At 61.3% G+C, this 25,418-nt stretch carries 16 protein-coding genes; 11 read left to right on the top strand and 5 right to left on the bottom strand.

The genetic code is table 11. The features are described from left to right. Positions 1–358: 358 nt before the first annotated feature. The 9 genes from J3P75_RS06580 to J3P75_RS06540 all read left to right on the top strand — a co-directional run bounded on the left by J3P75_RS06580 (position 359) and on the right by J3P75_RS06540 (position 18,351). The gene (locus tag J3P75_RS06580; protein ID WP_434709700.1) at positions 359–1,882 is read left to right on the top strand and encodes a fumarate hydratase; all 1,524 of its coding nucleotides are present in this window, start codon (positions 359–361) and stop codon (positions 1,880–1,882) included. A gap of 202 nt (positions 1,883–2,084) precedes the next feature. Beyond that, positions 2,085–6,593, top strand: coding sequence for a SpvB/TcaC N-terminal domain-containing protein (locus J3P75_RS06575; protein WP_434709699.1), 4,509 nt, complete (start codon positions 2,085–2,087; stop codon positions 6,591–6,593). Then, on the top strand, positions 6,590–9,379 hold the full coding sequence (locus J3P75_RS06570; protein WP_434709698.1) for an RHS repeat-associated core domain-containing protein: 2,790 nt from the start codon (positions 6,590–6,592) through the stop codon (positions 9,377–9,379). The genes J3P75_RS06575 and J3P75_RS06570 overlap by 4 nt, the downstream gene beginning before the upstream one ends. 29 nt (positions 9,380–9,408) lie before the next feature. Next, the gene (locus J3P75_RS06565) at positions 9,409–12,021 is read left to right on the top strand and encodes an RHS repeat-associated core domain-containing protein (protein WP_434709697.1); all 2,613 of its coding nucleotides are present in this window, start codon (positions 9,409–9,411) and stop codon (positions 12,019–12,021) included. 84 nt (positions 12,022–12,105) lie between these two features. Next, positions 12,106–13,866, top strand: coding sequence for an ATP-binding protein (locus tag J3P75_RS06560; RefSeq protein ID WP_434711225.1), 1,761 nt, complete (start codon positions 12,106–12,108; stop codon positions 13,864–13,866). After that, entirely contained in the window at positions 13,866–15,194 is a 1,329-nt protein-coding gene (locus J3P75_RS06555; protein ID WP_434709696.1) for a sigma-54-dependent transcriptional regulator, read from the top strand. Before J3P75_RS06560 ends, J3P75_RS06555 begins: the two co-directional genes overlap by 1 nt. A gap of 350 nt (positions 15,195–15,544) precedes the next feature. Continuing rightward, positions 15,545–16,864 (top strand): MFS transporter, encoded by a 1,320-nt coding sequence (locus tag J3P75_RS06550; RefSeq protein WP_203419280.1) that lies wholly within the window; start codon positions 15,545–15,547, stop codon positions 16,862–16,864. 383 nt (positions 16,865–17,247) lie between these two features. After that, positions 17,248–17,481: a hypothetical protein gene (locus tag J3P75_RS06545; protein ID WP_394508134.1), complete on the top strand. Its 234-nt coding sequence runs from the start codon at positions 17,248–17,250 to the stop codon at positions 17,479–17,481. 240 nt (positions 17,482–17,721) lie between these two features. After that, positions 17,722–18,351, top strand: coding sequence for a flavin reductase family protein (locus J3P75_RS06540; RefSeq protein ID WP_206415153.1), 630 nt, complete (start codon positions 17,722–17,724; stop codon positions 18,349–18,351). A gap of 4 nt (positions 18,352–18,355) precedes the next feature. On the opposite strand, the gene J3P75_RS06535 is transcribed toward J3P75_RS06540, so the two are convergent. Next, positions 18,356–18,598, bottom strand: coding sequence for a hypothetical protein (locus J3P75_RS06535; RefSeq protein ID WP_016773447.1), 243 nt, complete (start codon positions 18,596–18,598; stop codon positions 18,356–18,358). Between the two features lie 43 nt (positions 18,599–18,641). Next, positions 18,642–18,995, bottom strand: coding sequence for an antibiotic biosynthesis monooxygenase family protein (locus J3P75_RS06530; RefSeq protein WP_093098867.1), 354 nt, complete (start codon positions 18,993–18,995; stop codon positions 18,642–18,644). 335 nt (positions 18,996–19,330) lie between these two features. Between J3P75_RS06530 and J3P75_RS06525 the strand changes: the two genes are divergently transcribed. Continuing rightward, positions 19,331–20,260, top strand: coding sequence for an AraC family transcriptional regulator (locus J3P75_RS06525; RefSeq protein WP_090285754.1), 930 nt, complete (start codon positions 19,331–19,333; stop codon positions 20,258–20,260). 124 nt (positions 20,261–20,384) lie between these two features. Here the strand turns inward: J3P75_RS06525 and J3P75_RS06520 are convergent, their stop codons facing one another. Further along, positions 20,385–21,836: an aldehyde dehydrogenase family protein gene (locus J3P75_RS06520; RefSeq protein ID WP_434709695.1), complete on the bottom strand. Its 1,452-nt coding sequence runs from the start codon at positions 21,834–21,836 to the stop codon at positions 20,385–20,387. Then, positions 21,833–23,470, bottom strand: coding sequence for a 5-guanidino-2-oxopentanoate decarboxylase (locus tag J3P75_RS06515; protein WP_434709694.1), 1,638 nt, complete (start codon positions 23,468–23,470; stop codon positions 21,833–21,835). Before J3P75_RS06515 ends, J3P75_RS06520 begins: the two co-directional genes overlap by 4 nt. A gap of 228 nt (positions 23,471–23,698) precedes the next feature. On the opposite strand from J3P75_RS06515, the gene J3P75_RS06510 reads away from it, so the two are divergent. After that, positions 23,699–24,580, top strand: coding sequence for a LysR substrate-binding domain-containing protein (locus tag J3P75_RS06510; RefSeq protein ID WP_434709693.1), 882 nt, complete (start codon positions 23,699–23,701; stop codon positions 24,578–24,580). Positions 24,581–24,787: 207 nt separating this feature from the next. Here J3P75_RS06510 and J3P75_RS06505 read toward each other — a convergent pair whose 3' ends face one another. After that, on the bottom strand, positions 24,788–25,402 hold the full coding sequence (locus tag J3P75_RS06505) for an NAD(P)-dependent oxidoreductase (protein WP_434709692.1): 615 nt from the start codon (positions 25,400–25,402) through the stop codon (positions 24,788–24,790). Positions 25,403–25,418 lie beyond the last annotated feature (16 nt).

Raw genomic sequence — 25,418 nt, 5'->3', positions numbered from 1 at the left:
CCCTTCTCCCAGAGGGAGAGGGGACTGATCGGGTTGAATGTTCGAATTGCGCCGACTTGCGAAACCGCGTCGAACTGAATTTTTGAAGGCACGAAAATCGGCTCCCTCTCCCTCGGGAGAGGGCTGGGGTGAGGGGCTCCCGTCGAAACGCATCCCCCTGTCCGATATTCGCCCACCCATGCGACCAAGGAATGACCGCCAACGCGTGTACGCCCCTTTGATGCGCGGTATACTGCCGCGCCTTTTTAGCGTCGCGCCAGCAGCCCCGGCGTGCCTTGAAAGGTGTCTGCGACCGACCGATGCACCCAAGCCGCAGGCACCTTATTGAATGTTCCCGTCTTTTAGAGGAGCGCGACTCATGACCGTGATCAAGCAAGACGACCTGATTCAGAGCGTTGCCGACGCCCTGCAGTTCATTTCCTATTACCACCCCGTGGATTTCATCCAGGCAATGCACGAAGCCTACCTGCGCGAAGAATCGCCAGCGGCCCGTGACTCGATGGCGCAGATCCTGATCAACTCGCGCATGTGCGCCACCGGCCACCGCCCGATCTGCCAGGACACCGGTATCGTCACCGTGTTCGTGCGTGTCGGCATGGACGTACGCTGGGATGGCGCCACCATGGGCCTGGACGACATGATCAACGAAGGCGTGCGTCGCGCCTACAACCTGCCGGAAAATGTCCTGCGGGCTTCGATCCTCGCCGACCCGGCGGGCGCGCGCAAGAACACCAAGGACAACACCCCGGCGGTAATTCACTACTCCATCGTTCCGGGTAACACCGTGGAAGTGGACGTGGCGGCCAAGGGCGGCGGTTCCGAGAACAAGTCGAAAATGGCCATGCTCAACCCGTCCGACTCGATCGTCGACTGGGTGCTCAAGACCGTTCCGACCATGGGCGCCGGCTGGTGCCCACCGGGCATGCTCGGTATTGGCATCGGCGGCACCGCCGAGAAAGCCGCCGTCATGGCCAAGGAAGTGTTGATGGAGTCCATTGACATTCATGAGCTGAAGGCCCGTGGCCCGCAGAACCGCATCGAAGAAATGCGTCTGGAGCTGTTCGAGAAGGTCAACCAGTTGGGTATCGGCGCCCAGGGCCTCGGTGGCCTGACCACCGTGCTCGACGTGAAGATCATGGACTACCCGACCCACGCCGCCTCCTTGCCGGTGTGCATGATCCCCAACTGCGCCGCCACCCGTCACGCACACTTCGTGCTCGACGGTTCCGGCCCGGCCTCGCTGGAAGCGCCACCGCTGGACGCCTACCCGGAAATCGTCTGGGAAGCCGGCCCGTCGGCCCGTCGCGTCAACCTCGACACGCTGACCCCGCAAGACGTGCAGAGCTGGAAACCGGGCGAAACCGTGCTGCTCAACGGCAAGATGCTCACCGGTCGCGACGCCGCGCACAAGCGCATGGTCGAGATGCTCAACAAGGGTGAAACCCTGCCGGTCGACCTCAAGGGTCGCTTCATCTACTACGTCGGCCCGGTCGATCCGGTCGGTGACGAAGTGGTGGGCCCGGCTGGCCCGACCACCGCGACGCGGATGGACAAGTTCACCCGGCAGATCCTCGAGCAGACCGGCCTGTTGGGCATGATCGGCAAATCCGAGCGCGGCCCGACCGCAATCGAAGCGATCAAAGACAACAAGGCTGTGTACCTGATGGCAGTCGGCGGCGCCGCTTACCTGGTCGCCCAGGCGATCAAGAAGTCCAAGGTATTGGCGTTCGCCGAACTGGGCATGGAGGCGATCTACGAGTTCGAGGTCAAGGACATGCCGGTCACCGTGGCGGTAGACAGCAAAGGCGAGTCGGTGCACATCACCGGTCCTGAGATCTGGCAACAGAAGATCAGCGAAAGCCTGGCGGTCGAAGTGCAGTAAGCGCTTTGCCCGAATGAAAACGGCCGGTTCATCCACAGCGATGACCCGGCCGTTTTTGTTTATGCGTGCATTTGGCAATAAAAACGTTGGCCAAGCACACAAAACAGTCTTGCGCACCTGTCAAATCTGACAGGTCCATTTCCCGGCGATTCTTGTTAGCGTCAATCCATTCAAGCCCAACCTGCGCGCAATGGATTCGACCATGGCTGAGCCACAAGACCTGAGCATCGTTACGCCCTCCATCGCCAGCAGTGCGTCGATCGCCACGATCGGCAAAAGCTGGGGCAGCGTCGGGCCGACCGGTGCGCCCTCCTTCGAACTGCCGATACCCACTTCGGCCGGGCGTGGCTGGGATCCGCAGTTGTCGCTGAGCTACAGCAGCCAGAGCGGCAACGGTGCGTTTGGCATCGGCTGGAACCTGCTCGGAGTCGGGCAGATCAGTCGTCGCACCAACAAGGGTGTGCCGCGCTTCAGCGATCACGATAAAATCATCGGTCCCGATGGCGAAGAGTGGATGCCGGAGCTCGAGCTCGACGGATCCATCAAGTCACGCCTGGAATCGAGCTACAACGGCACCGAGATCGGTCCGCACCGCGTGGTGCGTTACTGGCCGAGGATCGAAAGTGATTTCGCCTTGCGCGAACGCTGGCAGCGGCAATCCAAAGAAACCAGCCCATCCGACTTCTGGCTGATCCACGGCGCCGACGGCTCGCTGCACCTTTACGGCAAAACGGCCGCTTCACGTCGCGCCGATCCCGATGCCCCGCAGCGAATCAGCGCCTGGCTGCTGTGCGAAAGCATGAACGCTCGCGGTCATCACATCTATTACGAATACAAGGCCGACGATCAGGAAGCCGACCCGCTGCATGACTACCGCGCGCAGCGCTATCTGCATCGGGTGTGTTACGGCAACTCGATCGGCAGCGGTGACCTGTACAGCTGGGGAACTACCAGCCCCGGCGAACTCGACTGGCATTTCCACCTGCTGTTCGACTACGGCGAGCGCAGCACTTCGTTGACGGGGATCCCGGTCTATGACGGTGAAACCCTTGAACCGTGGGCGCGGCGAGCGGACCCTTTCTTCACCCATGGTCAAGGCTTCGAACTGGGCACCCGCCGCCTCTGCCGGCAAGTACTGATGTTTCATGACATCCCTGTTGGAGAAAGCCGAAGCAAAAAACTCGCGCGCCGCCTGCTGCTGGAATATCGCCAGCCCCAAAACACCGGGCAATGGGCTTTCAGCCAGATTGGCGCGGCGTACTATCAGGCGTTCGATGCCAATGGCCTGGTCGAGGACACGCCGCCGGTCGAATTCGACTACAGCCCTTTCGAACTCGATAAAACCCCGACGCGCCTGTTCGAACAGGAGGTCCAGCCGGGGATTGAAGACGGTCGTGTCTACCAGTGCGTGGACCTGTTTGGCGAAGGCCTGCCGGGCTTTTTGTGTCGGTATGACCAGAGCTGGTACTACCGCGAACCGCTGCGGGCCGCCAAGGGCACTGACGAAATTGCCTACGGGCCGTGGTCCGCGCTGGAGCGGATTCCCGTGGCCAACCGTAACCGCGCGGTTCAACAACTGCTCACGGACCTGACCGGTGGCGGACGTCTGAGCTGGATCACTGCGCAACCGGGCAGCAGTGGATTCCGCACGTTGACAGCGAAACATGAATTCGCCGACTTCGTCCCCTTCGATGCCTTCCCGCTGGATTTTTTCAACCCGCGCGCGGTTCGCGGTGACTTCAGTGGTGATGGCCTGCTCTCGATCGGTTTAATCAGCCCGCACTCGGTCAAGGTTTACGCCAACCGGCGCGAACACGGCTTCGCCGCCGCTGAAGAGGTCGCGCACGAACCTGACGATGACCGCCTGCCGCTGTTAGCAGATTCGCCTGCGGAACTGGTGTTGCTGGGCAACCTGTTGGGCAGCGACATGCCCGAGCTGTGCCGGATTCGTCACGACGAAATCCGTTGCTGGCCGAACCTCGGCCATGGCCGCTTCGGCAGGGGCCGCAAGATCAGCGATCTGCCGTTTACCTACGAGCAATTCGATGCCTCCCGAGTGCATCTGGCCGACCTCGACGGATCGGGTGCGACAGCCTTGATCTACCTGCGCCCGGAGGCCTTCGATATCTACCTGAACCGCGGCGGCAATGGTCTGGAGCAGATACCGATCAGCGTGCCATGGCCTGCCGGCGTGCGCTATGACCGCTTCACCCAAGTCAGTTTCGCCGACCTGCAGGGCCTCGGCTGTGCCAGCCTGATCCTCACTGTGCCTCACATGCAGCCGCAGCACTGGCGCTACGATTTCGTTGCGGCCAAGCCCTATCTGCTGACCCACAGCAACAACAACATGGGTTGCAGCGCCGAGGTGTTCTACCGCAGCTCGGCGCAGGAATGGCTGGATGAGAAGCATCGCTTGCTGACGCTCAAACGCCTGCCGGTCTGCCATTTACCCTTCCCGGTGCCGGTGGTGAAAAAACAGCGGCAACTCGATGAAATCACCGGCAACTGCCTGACCCAGACCTTCACCTGGCGCGAAGGCATGTACGACAGTCGTGAACGCGAGTTCCGCGGTTTCGGCCAGTTATCGCAGACCGACAGCGAAAGTGCCTCGAGTGACGATGATGTCGGTTTCAGTGAAGCCGTGTGCGTCTGCACCTGGTTTCACACCGGGCAATCGCTGGATCTGCCGCGCGATGACTATTTCAATCGGGACGCAAGCGCAGTGCCGTTGGGTAATACCTTGTTCAGTCGTTATCACCTCAATGATGACGTAGATGAGACGATCGATCCCGCGAATGACGACACTCGCTACCAGATCGCCCGAGCATTGGTCGGTTCGGTATTGCGCAGCGAAACCTGGGCCGCAGCCGATCTGGACGTGCCCGGCATCGCCGTCCCGTTCACGGTCCAGGAACTGCGTTACCGGGTCCGCGAAGTGCGCCCGCAAGGCGCTTATGGCGCCGCCGTGCTTTTACTCCTGCTACTGGAAAGCATCGATTACCAGTACGACCGTTTTGTCGATGATCCGCTGTGCCGCAAAGAGCTGAATCTGCGCTTCAATGCCCACGGTCAGCCGACCCAGACCCTGACCGTCAGCTATGCCCGTCGGCTTGTCGAAACGGACACGCCTCCGTACAGTGATCCCGACAAACAGCGCTGGTGGCGTGACGCCCACGACCCGTGTCAGCAGTGCTACTACGTAAATGAAATGCGCGCGCGGTTCATTGATCTGCTGGAGCCGGATCAGTGGCGCCTCGGTTTGCCTTATCAACAGCGTGGCAATGCATTGGTGTTGCCCAAGCTCCCGTTGCCGGGTGGGCTGGACCCGGCGCAGATCACCTATGAAGGCCTGATCGTTGAGGAGGGTTCCACGCACTGGAACACCGAACGCGTGTTGACCAGCCAATCAGTGCAGCGCTATGTCGATACGAACGGTGATCTGCTACCCGATGGCGTGGCCGGATTCGCAGCATTGTCCGCGCCGCTGGAACTGGCACAGCTGGACAAGACTGCGCTGGAAGCTTACAGCGATCCGGCGCTGGGCATCGACATACGGCTTGAACTGGCGAAAATCGGTTACAAGCCCATGTCGTTTCTGTTCGATGACTCGCCACCCGATGACGAACAGAACCTCTGGTCCGCCTGTTACGGCTACGCCGAATATGCCGGTCTTGAACGTTTCTACAAAGTCCGTCGCTACCGCGAAACGCTCAGCCACGGTTACACCCGCGCCGAGTATGACGTCCATGGACTGGCCGTCACGCTGGTCGAGCTGCCGGATGGCTGCACCACGCTTGTCACCTACGACTACCACGCGCTGCAACCTCTGAACATCATCGATGCCAACGACAATATTCAGGAGGCGATTTACGAGCCCTCCGGCCAGCCGCTGGCGATCAGTTTCCATGGCACCGAGAACGGTATCCCCGCAGGTTTCAAACCGCTGAGCGACTATGTCCGGCCAGAGGATCTGCTCCCCGACACCGCCATCGCCGATCCGGTCGCTGCCCTGCAGCAAGCGGCAAGCACACTGCGCAAGGACCTGTTCAGCTGGATGGGGCAACTCGCCGAAGGCGACCTGCGCAAGTGGATCGAAGCCGGCTATCTCTTGCCCAGCGGCTACATCAGAGCCAGCGCGCGCTGGCAACTGGAACGGCGCTGGCCACACCTGACGCCCGATGAACAGGTCTTGTACGAGGCGATCCGCGCGGCGCATCGCGAACCGGTGCACAGCGTGGTACTCAGCGCCGACCGTTACCCCGACGATCCGGTGCCGGCGCAGATCCAGATCATCAAAGCCTGCGTCGACGGTTTTGGTCGGGCGCTGCAGACCCAGCAGCTGGTAGATCCGGGCAAGGCCTGGGCGGTGGGCGCAGACGGCTCGCTGATCGTGGAAAACGGCCAGATCAAGGAAGTCGATGCCGACCCGCGCTGGCGCATCAGCGAACGCGTCGAGTACAACAACAAGGGCCTGCCGGTGCGCCAGTTCCGGCCGTTCTTTGCCAATACCCACCACTGCGTCAAGGACCAGTCGCTGCGCGAGCTGGGCTATTACGATCAAGTGTTCTATGACGCGGTGGGTCGCCAGATCAAACTGGTCAACGCCAAGGGCGACTGCGCGCTCAAGGACTATAACCCGTGGTATCAGGCCAGCCACGACTTCAATGACACCGCCGAGTCACCGCTGCCTGTAAGGGTGCAGCGGTCATGATCGCCAGCCTGCATCGGCGTACGCCGGCACTGGCGGTGAGCGATGCGCGCGGTTTGCCAGTGCGGCAGATCGCATATCTGCGCACTGTCGCCGATGAGCCGCCCGTTGCCCTGGTGACCCGACAGCAGCATGACCACGCGGGCCGAGTGGTCGAGCAGTGGGACTCGCGTCTTGCGGTGCCGGCGCTGATCGCGGTACACCGCCTCGACGGCGCGCTACTGCGGTCCGCCAGCGTCGATTCCGGCTGGCGCCTGCACTTGCCGGGGCCGGCCGGGGAGCCCTTGCAGCGTTGGGACCAGCGCCACACGCGCTGGAACTCGACCTTCGATGCACAACTGCGCGTGCTGACGCTTGCCGAAAACGCCGAGGTAACCGACAGGTTCACCTATGCCGATGCGTCGGCTGATGCCGGACGCAATCAGCGTGGCCAATTGCTGGAACAGAACGATCGTTCGGGCACATTGACAGTGGACAGCTTTTCTCTTGCCGGCCAAGCGCTGAAAGAAACCCGCACTTTTGCCGACGCCCTGGCGTTCAGCAGTCAGCGGCGGTTCAGTCCACTGGGCGCAGTGCTGGAGCAGACCGACGCCGGCGGCCACCGGCAACTGTCACGCTACGGTCTGGCCGGGCAACCCAGACAATTGCATCTGCTGATCAACGGCCACACCGAATGGCAAACGGTGTTGCAGGATGCGCAGTACAACGCCACTGACCAGATCGTCGAACAACAGGCTGGCAACCAGGTGTGCGGTCGCTGGAGCTACGACCCCGCCGACGGCCGTCTGCACACCCAGTCCAGCCGCAAGAGCGACGGCAGTGTCTTGCAGGATCTCGAATACTTTTACGACCGCGTCGGCAACATCCTGCGCATCGAAGATCATGCGTTCGAGCCGCATTATTTCGCCAACCAGCTCGTCGACGGCCACCGCAACTTCAGCTACGACTCGCTTTACCGATTGATCCACGCCACAGGCTACGACGACGCGCCACCAAGCGATATTCCCGGCCTGCCGCAACCGACCGACCCGCACAACCGCCTCAACTACACCCAGACCTACCAATACGACCACGGCGGCAATCTGATCGAACTGCGGCATGTGCGCGCCGGCAACAATTACACCCGGCGAATGCACATTGATTCGCGTAGCAATCGCGCGGTGCGCTGGGCAGAAGGCGTCGAGCCGGACTTCGACACGCTGTTCGATCGCCACGGCAATCAACAGGCCGTGCACCCCGGCAAACCTCTGCTCTGGACTGTTCGCGACGAAGTGCAACAGGTGACGCTGGTCGGCCGCGAAAATCAGATTTGCGATATCGAGCGATACGAATACAGCCAGGGGATGCGCGTTTTCAAACGCCACGAATACCTGGCCGCCAACGCCGAACATTTTCATCAGGTGCGCTATTTGCCAAGCCTGGAAATCCGTACCAAAGACAACGGCGAAGAACTGCACATCATCAGCGTCGGCAGCGCGCGCTGCCTGCACTGGGTGGCGAACAAACCCGAGGGCATCGATGCTGATCAATTGCGCTACAGCCTTGAGGATCATCTCGGTTCCTGCGTGATCGAACTTGATCAACACGCACAACTGATCAGCCACGAAGGTTATTACCCGTTTGGCGAGACCGCATGGATGGCCACGCGCTCAGCGCTTGAAGTGAGCTACAGGTTTGTCCGTTATTCAGGCAAGGAAATGGATGTCAGCGGGTTGTATTACTACGGCGCCCGTTATTACGCGCCGTGGTTGCAGCGCTGGATCAGCACGGATGCGAAGCAGGCGGATGGTTTGAATCTGTATGCGTTTGTGGGCAATAACCCGATGCGCTATGTAGATCCAGACGGAAACAAAAGAGCGGAAGGCGTCATCATCCTGGTATCGCAGTTTGTTTCTGCAGTCAACGAACATTCCCAACAGGTGGTCGCCCAGCTACATAACATCCTCTATCCGCAGCCCGCTGCCGCGAACATGCTTATGAATTTTGCCGTAGAAGGTGGCTATTGGCTTGCCTCGACGTACCACGGAGGCAATCTGGGTAGCGGCCTTGTCGAACCGGTTCTTCCCATGCCTGACGCCAACATATTTCCCACACCCGCCGGGCTTATCGGCGGCAACATCGCCGGCGATGTCACCGCAGGCATGATCGCTCCGGTAGCAGAGAGTGCCGGGCTGGGGTTTGGTCCGCTTATTCCGCAGACGTCGACAATGTCTGTCAGTGCCATTGACGAACGATTGGGCGTCAGTGGCGCCGTCAGCGAAATCAATTCCTGGTCAGACATGACGGACGAACTGCTCAACCCGGCGCTCGATTCTGTCCTCAATCCCGACTTCATCATGAATAGAGTGGTTGGCTCAGTATTCTCGATCATTCCCCATTTTCTGACGCTGTTCATCAGGGCCGTGGAGAACGAGGACATCAAGAATCGGCTCGATCCAGTGAAAATCGAAAAAATCGAAAAAATGCTCGATGAATGGAAAGCTGCCGTCGGGCAACGCGCTGCCTGGGCAGAAAACGCATTCGATGCCTTGGGCACGGACGCCATCGACCCTGCAAACGTACTGACCAACGTCACTCATATGACGTCCCCCGAAGCCCTGGCACCGATCACGCGCTCAGGACTGCGCCAGCAAACCAAAACCACCTTGGGCCACATCAGCCGCGCGCAAAACATGCTCGCCTACTACAAGGAAACGGGCACAACGGACAATCAGCACCTGCTAAGACAAGCTCGTCAGGCAAACAAAAAACCGCACGGGCGGTTGTATAACTGGTACACCCAAGGATGAAAGCCGGAGCAGTCCATTGGCGTACGCCGATGCTTGCCGTGACAGATCCTCGCCAGTTGCCGGTACGGCGGATCGAGTACCTTCGCGAAACAGCGAACGGCGTCGTCATCGCTCTGGTCTCCCGCCAACAGCACGACCCGGCAGGCAGACTGATAGTCCAGCGCGACCCACGCCTGCCCGAGGCCAACCTCACTACCATTCATGCACTGAACGGCGAACCATTGAAAACCGGCAGCGTCGATGCCGGCTGGCGCTTGAATCTGCCAGGCCTGGCGGGCGAGCCGTTGCAGCGCTGGGATGCGCGCGGCAACCATTGGCGCACGACCTTCGATGAGCAACTGCGCAAAGTGGCGGTCGATGAAAACAACGAGGCCGGTGTCGACCTCTTCACTTACGCTGGCGCCACGGCTGATGCGGGGTATAACCAGCGCGGCAAGTTGCTGGAACAGAAAGATCGCTCGGGCTCCCTGCGCACCGACAGCTTCGCCCTTGTCGACCACACGCTGAGCGAAACCCGCACTTTCCACGAGGGTGCAGCGTTCACCAGCCGATATGTGTTCAGCCCGCTGGGCGCAGTGCTTGAGCAGACCGACGCTGGCGGCCATTGGCAGCAATCGCGCTACGGTCTGGCCGGACAACTCAAACAAATGCATCTGCTGATCAATGGCAAAACCGATTGGCAAGCAGTGATACAAGACACGCAGTACAACGCCGCGAACCAGATCATCGAGCAGCTGGCCGGTAATCAGGTGCGCAACCGCTGGACCTACGACCCCGCCGACGGTCGCCTGCACACTCAGTCCAGCCGCAAAAGCGACGGCAGTCGCCTGCAGGATCTTGAATATTTTTACGACCGCGTCGGCAACATCACCCGTATCGAAGACCACGCGTTCGAACCGCATTATTTCGCCAACCAGCTCGTCGACGGCCACCGCAACTTCAGCTACGACTCGCTTTACCGATTGATCCACGCCACAGGCTACGACGACGCGCCACCAAGCGATATTCCCGGCCTGCCGCAACCGACCGACCCGCACAACCGCCTCAACTACACCCAGACCTACCAATACGACCACGGCGGCAATCTGATCGAACTGCGGCATGTGCGCGCCGGCAACAATTACACCCGGCGAATGCACATTGATTCGCGTAGCAATCGCGCGGTGCGCTGGGCAGAAGGCGTCGAGCCGGACTTCGACACGCTGTTCGACCGCCACGGCAATCAACAGGCCGTGCACCCCGGCAAACCTCTGCTCTGGACTGTTCGTGACGAAGTGCAACAGGTGACGCTGGTCGGCCGCGAAAATCAGATTTGCGATATCGAGCGATACGAATACAGCCAGGGGATGCGCGTTTTCAAACGCCACGAATACCTGGCCGCCAACGCCGAACATTTTCATCAGGTGCGCTATTTGCCAGGCCTGGAAATCCGTACCAAAGACAACGGCGAAGAACTGCACATCATCAGCGTCGGCAGCGCGCGCTGCCTGCACTGGGTGGCGAACAAACCCGAGGGCATCGATGCTGATCAATTGCGCTACAGCCTTGAGGATCATCTCGGTTCCTGCGTGATCGAACTTGATCAACACGCACAACTGATCAGCCACGAAGGTTATTACCCGTTTGGCGAGACCGCATGGATGGCCACGCGCTCAGCGCTTGAAGTGAGCTACAGGTTCGTGCGTTATTCAGGCAAGGAAATGGATGTCAGCGGGTTGTATTACTACGGCGCCCGTTATTACGCGCCGTGGTTGCAGCGTTGGGTCAGTGCAGACCCTGCGGGGGATGTGGACGGGTTGAATCTGTATGCGATGGTGTCGAACAACCCGATGGTCAATGTCGATACCGATGGCCGCAGACAGTTCGACTTTTCCCAAATCGTCGGTGTGTTTCGCACCACAGCCAACGTCGCGAGCCAGGCTCATGATGCAGCAACTGAATTTGATGGTCCCGATGACGAAGCCGATGTCAGCCAGGAAACCCGGGCCGGGATGACCTTCCGCCGCTACCTCTTCAGCAAAAACGGATTGGGGGCTTTCGGTCTGGGTTTCACTGTCGGTGCCGCCGTCGGCGGAGCGGCCGGTTCGTTCGCACCGGTCATTGGCAACACGATTGGCGGTTTTGTCGGTGGTCTGCTCGGCGGATTGGGAGCAGCCTTTATTCGTTACCGGTTTTTCAAGCGCGGCATTCGCGTAACCGAAGCGCTGCACACGGCTGAAGTGCGCGACGCCACACAAACCATTGCGCAGGGTGCAAATGATTTGGCCAATGGCACGCTGCCACAGTCCATTCAGGAAGGGATCAATCAGCTCCGGCAAACAGCCACAGAGGCCATTCTGCAAGAGGTCCAAAAGATGGTCCCACTCGATCAGCTTGATTTCGCAAAACTAGTGGACGAGGGCCTTTCCGTCGCTGACGCTTACCGCACGATAACGGCTAAAACCACTGCGCTCATCAACAACACCCGGGACGCACTGGAAACGACTCGAGACGTACTTGATAACCTCAGCGAAGCAGAGGATGTGACTGAACGCCTGAAACAACTGGAACAGTCAATTGCTGACGAGCCACGTCCCAGACCTGTGCCGAAACCACGGCTGAATCTACAGCGACGACGTTCGGTGCAGGAAACGGCCGTATGACCCACGTGGCCCGCGCGGACAGCACGCCGGGCCACCTCGGCGCATGCTATCGTGCCCGTCCGTCCTGCCGACCCATCGCCCAGCATGCTGCCGACTTCCCGTACCCTGCGTCTGTCGTTGTATACCCTGCTGATCATCGCCGGTACCGCACTGGCCGCGACGCTGGCGATCCGTCACGCCGAACGTCAGGCACTGGAAGAAGACGCCGCCCGCGCCAACCAGCAATTGGCGCTGTATGCCAACTCGCTGCACACCCTGATCGACCGCTACCGCGCCCTGCCCGCCGTGCTGGCGCTGGACCCGCAATTGCGGGCGGCGCTGGCGGGTCCGGTGGATGCCGACGAACAAGCGGCGCTGAACCTGAAACTGGAAAAGATCAACGGCGCGGCACAGTCCTCGACCCTGGAACTGCTCGATCGCACCGGTCTGGCGGTGGCGGCGAGCAACTGGCGGCTGCCCAGCAGTTACGTCGGCCATAACTACGGTTTTCGCCCGTACTTCAGCCAGACCCGTACCCAAGGCAGCGGGCGGTTTTATGCGGTGGGCGTGACCAGCGGAATTCCCGGTTATTTCCTCTCCAGCGCGGTACTCGGCGATAACGACGAATTCCTCGGCGCGATGGTAGTCAAGCTGGAGTTCCCCGAGCTTGAGCGCGAGTGGCGCCAGGGCAGCGACACGCTGCTGGTCAGCGACGCTCGCGGGATCATCTTCATCGCCAATCAGCCGGGCTGGCGCTACCGCGCACTGCGGCCGCTGAACGCCAGCGACCTGGCCGAGATCAAGGCCACGCGGCAGTACGACAAACAGACATTGCTGCCGTTGACGCATCTGGCGCTGCGCCGTTTCGATGACAACAGCGACCTGCGCCGCGTCGAAGGCCCGGACGGCACGGCCGATTATTTGTGGGAATCGCTGCCGCTGGCCGCCGAAGGCTGGACCCTGCATCTGCTGCGCCGTCCGCAGGTGGCGTTCGAAGACCTGCGCAATGCCGGGCTGGCCGCCGCCGGGGTGTGGCTCGCCGTAGTGTTTCTGCTGCTGTTTCTCAATCAGCGCTGGCGCCTGTCGAAGATCCGCCAGCGCAACCGCGAAGAGCTGGAACGGCTGGTGGAGGAACGCACCCGCGACCTGCGCACCGCGCAAGAAGGTCTGGTGCAATCGGCCAAACTGGCCGCGCTCGGGCAAATGTCCGCCGCGCTGGCCCATGAAATCAATCAACCGCTGACCGCTCAGCGCATGCAACTGGCGACGCTGCGCCTGTTGCTCGAACACGGCCGCGTCGACGATGCCTACAAAGCGCTGAAACCGGTGGACGACATGCTCACGCGCATGGCCGCCCTCACCGGCCATCTCAAGACCTTCGCGCGCAAGAGCCCCAGCGGTTTGCGTGAACGCCTGGACTTGGCGAGCGTGGTCGATCAGGCCTTGCAACTGCTCGATGCACGGCTGCGTGACGAACAGGTCAGCCTGGTGCTGCACCTGACCCGCCCGGCATGGGTGCGCGGTGATGCAATTCGCCTCGAACAGGTGTTGATCAACCTGCTGCGCAACGCACTGGATGCGATGCACGGCAAAGCCTGCAAGCGTCTGGAAATCCGTCTGCAGGCCGATGAGCAACTGTGGCACCTGAGCGTCAGCGACAATGGCGGCGGGATTGCCGAAGAGCATCTGGCGCAGGTGTTCGACCCGTTCTTCACCACCAAACCTGTAGGTGATGGCCTGGGCCTTGGCCTGGCGGTATCGTTCGCCATCGTGCATGAATCCGGCGGCCGTCTGAGCGCCGAGAATGGCGACGCTGGCGCAGTGTTCAGCCTGACCTTGCCGATCGATCTGGAGGCACACATCTGATGTTCAATTCGGTGATGGTAGTCGATGACGAAAGCAGCATTCGCAGCGCCGTCGAACAGTGGCTGAGCCTGTCGGGGTTCGAGGTGCAACTGTTCAGCCGTGCCGAAGAATGCCTCGCCGCCCTGCCCGCGCACTTTGCCGGGGTAATCCTCAGCGACGTGCGCATGCCCGGCATGGGCGGGCTGGCGTTATTGGCCGATGTGCAGAAACGCGATGCCGATCTGCCGGTGATTCTGCTTACCGGCCACGGCGATGTGCCGATGGCGGTCGAAGCGATGCGCGACGGCGCCTACGACTTCCTGGAAAAACCGTTCAGCCCGGAGAGCCTGCTGGGCAGCTTGCGCCGGGCGCTGGACAAACGTCGCCTGGTTCTGGAGAACCGCGCGCTGCACGAACAGGCCGACCACCGCGCCAGACTCGATGCGACCCTGCTCGGCGTTTCCCGTGGCTTGCAGACCCTGCGTCGGCAAGTGCTGGATCTGGCCGCGTTACCGGTCAACGTGCTGATTCGCGGCGAAACCGGCAGCGGCAAGGAACTGGTCGCGCGCTGCCTGCATGATTTCGGCCCGCGCGCAGACAAGCCGTTCGTGGCGCTGAATTGCGCGGCGATTCCCGAGCAACTGTTCGAAGCCGAGTTGTTCGGCCATGAGAGCGGCGCTTTCACCGGTGCGTCCGGCAAGCGCATCGGCAAACTCGAATACGCCGATGGCGGCACGCTGTTTCTCGACGAGATCGAAAGCATGCCCCTGGCCCAGCAAGTGAAACTGCTGCGCGTGTTGCAGGAGCAGAAGCTGGAACGGCTGGGTTCGAACCAGAGCATCCGCGTCGACTTGCGCATTGTCGCGGCGACCAAGCCCGATCTGCTCGACGAGGCGCGCGCCGGACGCTTTCGCGAAGATCTGGCCTATCGCTTGATTGTCGCCGAGCTGCGTTTGCCGCCGTTGCGTGAACGGCGCGAAGACATTCCGTTGCTGTTCGACACTTTTGCTCGCCAGGCCGCGGAACGCCTCGGCCGCACGTTTGCGCCGTTGAGCGGCGCGCAGCTGAGTCACCTGCTCAGTCATGACTGGCCGGGGAATGTGCGGGAACTGGCGAACGTTGCCGAACGCCAGGTGCTGGGGCTCGATGAACCAGTGCCGGTCATCGAGCCGGGACAATCGCTGGCCGCTCAGCAGGAAGCGTTCGAGGCGCAGTGCCTGCGCGCGGCGCTGACCCGGCACAAGGGTGATGTGAAAGCCGTGCTTGAGGAGCTGCAACTGCCGCGCCGGACTTTCAATGAAAAAATGCAGCGGCATGGGTTGAGTCGCGAGATGTTTCTGGCCGAGTGAGGCAAAGATGATCGTTCCCACGCGCAGCAAAGGAATGCAGCCCGGGACGCTCCGCGTCCCCTTCGAAGCCGAACGCGGAGCGTCCGTTGAGGCATTCCCACGCAGAGCGTGGGGACGATCGCATCAGTCCCCTCTCCCCAGGGGAGAGGGCTAGGGTGAGGGGCTGTTGATCTTTACGCCGATAAGCGGAAATCCGCTCACGCAGCCAAATTGGTCGGCACAAATCCGCTCACGCTTTCCCGCCACCCCCTCTAAACCGGCCCTCCCCCCGTTGGCACAGCTCCTGCTATAGCCCCCGCAGGCTGCGTTTCGACGCGCTCCACAAAAACAATTAAACGAAGGATCCTTCAATGGATAACTCCAACGCCCTGCCACTTGGGTCGGCGGCTGCGCCGGTCAAAGCAAGAACCACCGCCAGCCGGATCAAATCGATCTTCAGCGGTTCCGTCGGCAACATGGTCGAGTGGTACGACTGGTACGTGTATGCCGCCTTCTCGCTGTACTTCGCGAAAACCTTCTTTCCCGCCGGTTCCACCACTGCGCAATTGATGAACACCGCGGCGATCTTCGCCGTCGGCTTTTTGATGCGTCCGATCGGTGGCTGGCTGATGGGCATGTACGCCGACAAGGTCGGCCGCAAGAAAGCCCTGATGGCCTCGGTCTACCTGATGTGCTTCGGCTCGCTGCTGATCGCGCTGAGCCCGAACTACGAAACCATCGGCATCGGCGCGCCGATCCTGCTGGTGTTCGCCCGTCTGCTGCAAGGCCTGTCGGTCGGTGGCGAATACGGCACCTCGGCCACGTATCTGTCGGAGATGGCGACCAAGGAACGTCGCGGCTTCTTCTCCAGCTTCCAGTACGTGACCCTGATTTCCGGCCAGCTCATCGCGCTGGGCGTACTGATCGTGCTGCAAAACACGCTGACCACTGAGCAACTGTACGCATGGGGCTGGCGCATCCCGTTCGCCATCGGCGCGCTGTGTGCGGTGGTTGCGCTCTACCTGCGTCGCGGCATGGAAGAAACCGAGTCGTTCACCAAAAAAGAGAAGTCCAAAGAAAGCGCCATGCGCACCTTGATGCGCCACCCCAAAGAGCTGTTGACCGTGGTTGGCCTGACCATGGGCGGTACGCTGGCGTTCTACACCTACACCACCTACATGCAGAAGTACCTGGTGAACACGGTGGGCATGAGCATTTCCGATTCGACCACCATTTCCGCCGCCACGCTGTTCCTGTTCATGTGCCTGCAACCGATCATCGGCGGCCTGTCGGACAAGATCGGGCGTCGTCCGATCCTGATCGCTTTCGGCGTGCTGGGGACGATCTTCACCGTGCCGATCCTGATGACCCTGCACACCATCCAGACCTGGTGGGGCGCGTTCTTCCTGATCATGGCGGCGCTGATCATCGTCAGCGGCTACACCTCGATCAACGCGGTGGTCAAAGCCGAACTGTTCCCGACCGAGATCCGCGCCCTGGGCGTCGGCCTGCCGTACGCACTGACCGTGTCGATCTTCGGCGGCACCGCCGAATACATCGCGCTGTGGTTCAAGAGCATTGGCATGGAAACCGGTTACTACTGGTATGTCACAGCGTGCATCGCCGTGTCGTTGCTGGTGTACATCACCATGAAAGACACCCAGAAGCACTCGCGCATCGTGACTGACTGATCGGGTTTTCACAGCCACTGCAACGGTGGCTGTTCTGGCCCCATCGCGAGCAGGCTCACTCCTACACTGGATCTGTCACCAACACGAATCCCTTGTAGGAGTGAGCCTGCTCGCGATAGGGGCTCCACGGTCTACAGGCTCAAGAATCAACCTCGCCCTCACATCGATTAATCGCTAATTAATCCCGCCACCGCATCCTGCCCCTACCTGATCGATGACCTGCGCGATGCTCGCTCCTGCGAAGAAAGCGAAAAATATGCGCCGCCCTTAATATCAGGTTAATCGATAGTTTTTAGCATTAATTTGCGATTTTCAATCAATTTAATTGGCGTAGCATCTAACCCATGCAAGACACACACGCCAACCCATCCGGAGTAACCGCCATGAAAACCCGACTGATGCTTGCCCTGACCCTGTCCGTACTGGCTGCCAACACCTTCGCTGCCGATGGCTCGGACCGAACCAAATCCGCCGACTTCATCTCCGGCGCCACTGCCGCCATCGAAACCAGCCACTCGGGCACTTATGCCGCGGACGGTTTCGACAAGACCCACATCGGCAAAACCGTCGCCGCCGATGGTTTCGACAAAACCGGTACGGCCGATGCAATCAGCTGAGTCACCGCAGTATCGCCAAAGCCCGGCCTCCGCCGGGCTTGCTCATTTCCGGGCATCACAAACATACCCTGTGGGAGCGAGCCTGCTCGCGATAGCGCCATATCAGTCAATGCAGTTGTAACTGATACGCCGCTATTGCCAGCAGGCTGGCTCCCACAGGGGATTTGCATCTGGCTGGAAATCTGCGACGTGGGCTTGCACTATGTAGCGCTCGAAAAACACTTCGCAGGACCACCCGCCATGCCCGATGACATCCACTTCTACGAACCCGCCAACGGCCACGGCCTGCCCCACGATCCGTTCAACGCCATCGTCGGTCCGCGGCCCATCGGCTGGATTTCCTCGCAGAGTGCCGAAGGTCAGCTCAACCTGGCGCCTTACAGTTTTTTCAACGCGTTCAACTACATTCCGCCGATCATTGGCTTTTCCAGCGTCGGTCGCAAAGACAGCCTGAACAACATCGAGCAGACCGGCGAATTCGCCTGGAACCTTGCCACGCGGCCACTGGCCGAGCAGATGAACCAGAGCTGCGCAATGGTCGCGCCTGAGGTGAACGAGTTCGAACTGGCGGGATTGACGACCGTAGCGTCGAAGGTGATCGCCGTGCCGCGCGTGGCGCAAAGCCCGGTGTCCTTCGAGTGCAAGGTCACGCAGATCATTCAGTTGCAGCGCGCCGATGGCGAAACGGTGCCGAGCTGGCTGATCCTCGGCGAAGTGGTCGCCGTGCACATCGCCAAGTGGTTGTTGAAGGACGGCATCTACGACACCGCCGCCGCACAACCGATTTTGCGCGGCGGCGGGCCGGCGGACTATTTCCAGTTGGGGCCGGAGGCGCTGTTCAAGATGTGGCGTCCGGGCGCAGGCAAGTAAACGCTTACCAGATCAACTCGGCGTCATCAGTGACGCCCTTGAGTTTGTCCAGCTCATTGATCGCGGCGTCGTCGGCAGCAATCGCACCGGGAAACACTTGCTCATCGAGCAGTTTGTGAAAGCGTGGCGCACCGCCATCGACCAAGGCCTTGACCGCGATTGCCGCGTAATAACCCTTGTTGCCGCCCAACTCGACGGGGACCACTGCGGAAACCGCTTCGAAGCGTTCGAACTCTTTACGTGCCATGTCACACATCCCGGCTCAGACAGATAAGCCGGCCATTAAACCCTCAACCGACGAGTTTGTGTACCGGCGCCGGGCACTGGCGCAGGGCTTGTGCAGCCGAGACGTCGCGGAAGGTGTGAAAATCGAGGCTGTTGACCACCAGGTCCTGCACCAGCTCGGCGAACACTTCCATCGATGGACTATTGAAATAGGCGGTCATCATCGGCTGACTGCTCCAGAACCCGGACACCAGCCACAGCTCTGGATCGCACTGCGATTGCTGCAAGGAAAAACTCAGGCAACCGGGTGCCGATCGTGAGACTTCGATCAACGCGCTCAGGCGCACACCGAGTTCCGCCGAACGCCCGGCTTGAGCACGAACGAAGGCCATATGACTGACAGGCATCTGCTTGGACATGATCAACCCTCCATGAATCGCGTGGCAGCCAGGGACGGGCTGCGACTGAGGCACAGATTAAGGGCCGAGCCGTTTGCGCCGTTAGTCGATTCCTGTCGACGAGTTGCCCAATCCTGCGTGGCTGCGCGCTGCACGTGTAACAAGCTGTAAATCCGTGTCACAGGCTTGTCATACGGCGTATCAAGCAAGTTTGCCCGGCTGCGTCCTGCTCTGATTAGGCAGCCAGGCAAGCGCCGGCAGGATCAGGCAAGCATTTGACAGAATGTGTCTACCGCTCGCGCTTGCACAAACTTATGCTCTGCTGCATTCCACCTTACCTGCCGAGGATGCCGTGCATGACGTCATTCGATCGTTTTCAAGCCGAACCCACTGCTGACATGGAAAAACAGCGCGCGGAGCTGGCGGCGATCATCCGCCGCAACACCAGCGACGATGGCAGTTACCAGACCGCCATCGGCTCACTGTTCATGTCGCGTCACACCAAATCCCACGACTTCGCCCCGGTGCTTGCGCAACCGGCGCTGTGCATCATGGCGCAGGGGCGCAAAGAGGTGCGGCTGGCCGACGAATTCTTCAATTACGACCCGCTGAATTACCTGGTGGTATCGGTTTCGATGCCGCTGAGCGGGCGCGTGGTCAATGTCTCGCCGGACGAACCGATCCTCGCCGTGCGCCTGGATATCGACCCGACCGAAATCACCGCGCTGATCGCCGATGCCGGCCCGATGGGCGTACCGACCCGGCCGACCGGGCGTGGTCTGTACGTCGAGCGCATCGACAGTTCGATGCTCGACGCGGTGCTGCGTCTGGCCCGGCTGCTCGATGCACCGAAAGACATCGCCATGCTCGCGCCGCTGATTCGCCGCGAGATTCTCTATCGCCTGCTGCGCAGTCCGCAGGGCCATCGCTTGTACGAAATCGCGATTGCCAACAGCCAGAGCCATCGCATCAGTCAGGCGATCAAATGGCTCAACGGCAACTTCGAGCAGCCGCTGCGCATCGACGATCTGGCCAAAGAAGTGAACCTCAGCGTCTCGACCCTGCATCACCGCTTCAAGGCGATGACGGCGATGAGTCCGTTGCAATATCAGAAGCAATTGCGCCTGCAAGAGGCGCGGCGCTTGATGCTGACCGAGGGTCTGGAGGCGTCGGCGGCGGGGTATCGCGTGGGTTATGAGAGCCCGTCGCAATTCAGCCGCGAGTACAGCCGCTTGTTTGGCGCGCCGCCGTTGCGGGATCTTGCGCGGTTGCGGCTTTCTGTCTGATCCGTAATCTGAAGCGAGGCTTATGGAGCTTTCGCGAGCAGGCTCGCTCCCATAGGGAAATGCATTCCAATGTAGGAGCGAGCCTGCTCGCGAAGGGGTCAGTCCAGGCGATACATCTCTGTGATCAGACCGCCCGGATCACATGCTTGATCTCTTGAAACGCAGCCAACCCCCACGGCCCCAGTTCGCGGCCGATACTGCTCTGCTTGTAACCGCCCCAAGCCGTCTGCGGAAAAATCACCTGCGGCGCGTTAAGCCACACCAGCCCGGCCTGCAAGGCATTGGCGACACGTTCGGCGGCCTCGGCGTTACGCGTCACCACACTGGCGACCAAGCCGAACGGGCTGTCGTTGGCCAGCGCAATCGCCTCGGCTTCGCTGCTGAAACTGCGCACGCACAACACCGGGCCGAAAATCTCTTCGCACCACAGCGCACTGTCGAGGGGCACTTCGGTGAACACCGTCGGCTGCAAAAAAAAGCCGCGCGGCAGGTGCGCCGGACGATTGCCACCGCATACCAGTTTGGCTCCGGCGCTCAGGCCGCGATCGATGTGGCCGAGCACGCGCTGGTATTGCGCCTGATTGACCAGCGCGCCCATTTCCACATCCGCCTCGAACGGGTCGGCCACGCGAATCGCTTGCGCACGCTGTTGCAAACGCTCGAGGAATTCATCGGCCAGTTCATCGGCGACCAGCACGCGACTGGTGGCTGAGCACATCTGCCCGGCATTGAAGAAACCGCCGCCACAGGCCAGCTCGACGGCCAGCTCTAGATCAGCGTCTTCGAGCACCAGCAGCGAAGACTTGCCGCCCAGTTCCAGACTTACGCCCTTGACCGTTTCCGCCGCGCGCTGCATCACCTGCACGCCGACGGCGTTGCTGCCGGTGAAGGAGATCTTTGCAATGCGCGGGTCCGCCGACAGCGGCGCGCCCACGGCCAGGCCGGTGCCGCAGACGAGATTGAACACACCCTTGGGCAGGCCGGATTCGGCGATGATCGCCGCCAGTTCCAGCTCCGGCAACGGCGTGACTTCCGAGGGTTTGAGCACCACGCAGCAGCCGGCCGCCAGCGCCGGGGCGAGTTTCCAGGCTGTGGTGACCATGGGGAAATTCCACGGCACGATCAGCCCGACCACACCGCACGGCTCGCGGCGCAGACGCGCGCTGAAGTCGTCGCTGGGCAGCGGCACATTCGTGTCGAGCTGCGCGTCGAGGCCTTCGGCAAGTTCGGCGTAATACTCGAAGGTCGCGATGACATCGTCGACGTCGATCGCCGCTTCGAACAGCGGTTTGCCGTTGTTGCTCGATTGCAGGTTCATCAGGTGTTCACGACCGTTGCGCACGCCGTTGGCGATGTTGCGCAGAATCACAGCGCGCTCGGCACCCGTGGTTTTCGACCAGTCCTTGAATGCCGCAGCCGCCGCGGTCACCGCGTGCTCGACCGCCAGTTCGTCACCGCCATTGACCGTGGTCAGCAGCGCTTCGGTAGCCGGGTTGATCACCCGCAGATGCTCGCGGCCAGCCGACCATTGGCCGTTGATGTAGAGGCCATCGAGAGTCGTCGGAAAGTTGATCATTGGGCCACCGCCTGCATCCACTGGTTCTGATCGATTTCGATGACGGTCGGACCCTGGCGGTCGGTAGCGGCACGCAGCGCACTGCGCAATTGCGCTACAGAGCCGATCGCTTCGGCGGCGCAGCCGAGGGCTTTGGCCACACCGATGAAGTCCGGCGTGTAGATGTCGACCCCGACTGGCTCGATGGCGCGGTTGACCATGTATTTCTTGATCTCTTCGTAGCCCTGGTTATTCCACAACAGCACGATCACCGGAGTGCGTGCTTCGACCGCGCTGGCCAGTTCCGGCAGGGTGAATTGCAGACCGCCGTCGCCGATCAGACACACCACCGGCGGGCGGGCGCCTTGCTCGAGCTGCCCACCGAGCCAGGCGCCGATGGCCGCCGGCAAGGCGTAACCGAGGGTGCCGTAACCGGTCGACGAGTTGAACCAGCGTCGCGGTCGTTCAGGATTAAAGGTGAGGTTGCCGGTGTACACCGGTTGCGTCGAATCGCCGACGAACACCGCGTCGGGCAATTCCTGCAGCACGGTTTCGAGGAAACGCGTCTGCGCCAGGGTCGGCGTATCCCAGCTCGCCGCCAATTCATCACGCAGACGCGCCGCACGCACCTGACCCCAATCGTTGCGGCGCTCGGCCAGCGGTTTGTGCGACAAGGCGCTGAGCAAGGCCTGCGCGGCGTTGCGCGAGTCGGCGACCAGCGCGACGTACGGCGGGTAGTTGCGCACGGTCTGATCGGCATCAATGTCGATACGCAGCAACTTGCCAGGAATCTCGAAACCGCCAGCGAAGGTCACGTCGTAATCGGTCTCGGCCAGCTCGGTGCCGATCGCCAGCACCACATCGGCATCGGCGACCAGTGCGCGGGTGGCGACCAGGCTTTGCGTCGAGCCGATCAACAGCGGATGCGTGGAGGGCAGCAGGCCTTTGGCGTTGATGGTCAGCGCCACCGGTGCGTCGAGCAGTTCCGCCAGCTCGCCGAGTTCGGCAGCGGCGTCGATAGCGCCGCCACCGGCCAATATCAGCGGCCGTTGCGCATTGGCGAGCAGCTCGGTCATGCGGCTGACGGCGGCCGGCGCGGCACCGGCGCGGTCGATCTGCACCGGCAGGCTGGCGAGCAGTTCATCGGCGTCTTCGACCAGCACGTCCAATGGAATTTCGATGTGCACCGGGCGCGGGCGGCCAGCCTGGAACAAGGCAAATGCGCGAGCCAGCACGCCGGGCAATTCCGACGCCGACATCAAGGTGTGCGAAAACGCCGCGACGCCGCCGACCAGTGCGCTCTGGTTCGGCAATTCGTGCAGCTTGCCGCGCCCGCCGCCCAACTGACTGCGACTCTGCACGCTGGAGATCACCAGCATCGGAATCGAGTCGGCGTAGGCCTGGCCCATCGCCGTGGTGATGTTGGTCATGCCCGGGCCGGTGATGATGAAACACACGCCCGGTTTGCCGCTGGTGCGTGCATAGCCGTCGGCCATGAAACCGGCGCCCTGCTCGTGCCGTGGGGTGACATGGTTGATGCTCGAACGGGCCAGCCCGCGATACAGCTCCACGGTGTGCACCCCGGGAATGCCGAACACCTGCTCGACCCCGTAACCTTCGAGTAACTTGACCAGTACTTCGCCACACGTCGCCATGTCGATTGCCCTTGTTGTTCGCTGAAAACACGGTCCCTTGTAGGAGTGAGCCTGCTCGCGATAGCGGTGTGTCCGTCACACAGTTGTTGCCTGACACACCGCTATCGCGAGCAGGCTCACTCCTACAGGAAAGCCGTTGACTGGGGCTCATTGAACGGGCGGCCGCTAGCGGCAACAATCGATTAAAAGTCATACTAGCCATGTCCTCACGTCATACCTTGGATCCCCATGAAGCGACTGCCTCCCCTGCCCGCCCTGCACACGTTTCTGGTCACCGCGCAGTGCTGCAACTTCACCCGCGCCGCCGAGCAGTTGCACATTACTCAGGGTGCGGTGAGCCGGCAGATCGCCGGGCTGGAAGAACAGCTCGGCTATCCGCTGTTCATCCGCCTGGCCCGTGGGCTGACGCTGACGGCGGAAGGACGTGAATGGCTGCCACAGGTGGAGAAAGTCTTCGGGCTCATCAGCAAAGCGACCGAGCAGATCGGGCTCAAGCATCAGACTTTGCAACTCAAGGCACCGAGCTGCGTGATGCGCTGGCTGCTGCCGCGCCTGCTGCAGTGGCAAAAAGAACGTCCGGACGTGCCGGTGAAGCTGACGGCCTCGCTGCAACACGGTGTGGACTTTCAGCGCGAGCAGTTCGATGCCGCCGTGATCTATGGCCCGCCACCGGACCATTCGCCAGGCGCCTTGCACTTGTTCGACGAACAACTGACACCGGTCTGCTCGCCGCAGCTGCTCAACGGTTCAGCCGCGCTGAATTCACCGTCGGATCTGCAGAAGCATCTGTTGCTGCACCCGACCCACGACATCCAGGACTGGTCGGTGTGGCTCGATGTGGCGGGTTTGCAGTTGAGCAATCTCGGCAACGGCCAGCATTTCGAAACGCTGGATCAGGCGATGTCGATGGCCTCGCATGGCACGGGCGTGGCGATCGGGGACTGGTCGCTGATCGGCGACGACTTGCGTGCCGGGCGACTGGTGATGCCGTTCGAGCTGAAGGTCAAGACGGGGCTGGCGTATTACGTGGTGCTGCCTGCCGGAGCGCAGCCGTCACCGCAATTGGAAGAGTTGATGCTTTGGCTGGTTGAGCAGGCGCATTTGCGCTGAAGCGTTTTTCCCTCACCCTAACCCTCTCCCAGAGGGAGAGGGGAGCGACCGTGTTGTTTGGTCCACCCGCATTGATCGTTCCCACGCGCAGCAAAGGAATGCCTCAAGGGACGCTCCGCGTTCCAGATGCGCGAAAGGACGCAGAGCGTCCCCGGCTGCATTCCCACGCGGAGCATGGGAACGATCAATCCCTCAGCGTCACCTCAATCAATAACCCACAGTAAACCGCTGACGCACATGCTTCGGCGTTTCCACTTCATCGATCAACGCAATCGCGTAATCGGCAAACGTGATCCAGCTGCGCCCCTCGGCACTCACCAGCAAATGATCCTGGCCGACGCGGAAACTCCCCGTGCGCTCACCTTCAACAAACTCCGCCGATGGCGACAGGAACGTCCAGTCCAGATCGCTCTTTTGACGCAGTTCATCCAGAAACGCAGCCCCGGCGTTGGCTTCGGCTTTGTACTCGGCCGGGAATCCCTCGCTGTCGATCACTCGCGTGTCATCGGGCAATAACAGCGAACCAGCACCGCCGACCACCAGCAAGCGTTTCACCCCTGCTCTTTTCACCGGCCCGACAATCGCCACCGCTGACACAGTGGCGAAGTGCGCCGCAGTGATCACTGCATCGTGACCGGCCACTGCTTCCTGCAGCGCTGCCGCATCGAGCACATCGACATTCTTGCTGACCACACCGGCACGGCTGCCGATTTTCGACGTGTCGCGGGCGATGGCGGTAACGCTGTGCCCACGACGCAGGGCTTCTTCCAGCAATTGGCTGCCGGCACGGCCGGTGGCACCGATGATTGCGATCTTGCTCATGATGTTCTCCAGTTGG

Origin of the sequence: Pseudomonas sp. R1-1 (assembly GCF_051132135.1) — a bacterium.
Taxonomy (GTDB): domain Bacteria; phylum Pseudomonadota; class Gammaproteobacteria; order Pseudomonadales; family Pseudomonadaceae; genus Aquipseudomonas.
Note: the sequence above shows the minus strand (reverse complement) of the source record. Positions and strands in the feature narration are given on the sequence as shown.

Excerpts from the sequence above, each read along its gene's own strand:
- J3P75_RS06580 (WP_434709700.1), top strand. The coding sequence starts at position 359 with ATGACCGTGATCAAGCAAGACGACCTGATTCAGAGCGTTGCCGACGCC.
- J3P75_RS06575 (WP_434709699.1), top strand. The coding sequence starts at position 2,085 with ATGGCTGAGCCACAAGACCTGAGCATCGTTACGCCCTCCATCGCCAGC.
- J3P75_RS06570 (WP_434709698.1), top strand. The coding sequence starts at position 6,590 with ATGATCGCCAGCCTGCATCGGCGTACGCCGGCACTGGCGGTGAGCGAT.
- J3P75_RS06565 (WP_434709697.1), top strand. The coding sequence starts at position 9,409 with ATGCTTGCCGTGACAGATCCTCGCCAGTTGCCGGTACGGCGGATCGAG.
- J3P75_RS06560 (WP_434711225.1), top strand. The coding sequence starts at position 12,106 with ATGCTGCCGACTTCCCGTACCCTGCGTCTGTCGTTGTATACCCTGCTG.
- J3P75_RS06555 (WP_434709696.1), top strand. The coding sequence starts at position 13,866 with ATGTTCAATTCGGTGATGGTAGTCGATGACGAAAGCAGCATTCGCAGC.
- J3P75_RS06550 (WP_203419280.1), top strand. The coding sequence starts at position 15,545 with ATGGATAACTCCAACGCCCTGCCACTTGGGTCGGCGGCTGCGCCGGTC.
- J3P75_RS06545 (WP_394508134.1), top strand. The coding sequence starts at position 17,248 with ATGAAAACCCGACTGATGCTTGCCCTGACCCTGTCCGTACTGGCTGCC.
- J3P75_RS06540 (WP_206415153.1), top strand. The coding sequence starts at position 17,722 with ATGCCCGATGACATCCACTTCTACGAACCCGCCAACGGCCACGGCCTG.
- J3P75_RS06535 (WP_016773447.1), bottom strand. The coding sequence starts at position 18,598 with ATGGCACGTAAAGAGTTCGAACGCTTCGAAGCGGTTTCCGCAGTGGTC.
- J3P75_RS06530 (WP_093098867.1), bottom strand. The coding sequence starts at position 18,995 with ATGTCCAAGCAGATGCCTGTCAGTCATATGGCCTTCGTTCGTGCTCAA.
- J3P75_RS06525 (WP_090285754.1), top strand. The coding sequence starts at position 19,331 with ATGACGTCATTCGATCGTTTTCAAGCCGAACCCACTGCTGACATGGAA.
- J3P75_RS06520 (WP_434709695.1), bottom strand. The coding sequence starts at position 21,836 with ATGATCAACTTTCCGACGACTCTCGATGGCCTCTACATCAACGGCCAA.
- J3P75_RS06515 (WP_434709694.1), bottom strand. The coding sequence starts at position 23,470 with ATGGCGACGTGTGGCGAAGTACTGGTCAAGTTACTCGAAGGTTACGGG.
- J3P75_RS06510 (WP_434709693.1), top strand. The coding sequence starts at position 23,699 with ATGAAGCGACTGCCTCCCCTGCCCGCCCTGCACACGTTTCTGGTCACC.
- J3P75_RS06505 (WP_434709692.1), bottom strand. The coding sequence starts at position 25,402 with ATGAGCAAGATCGCAATCATCGGTGCCACCGGCCGTGCCGGCAGCCAA.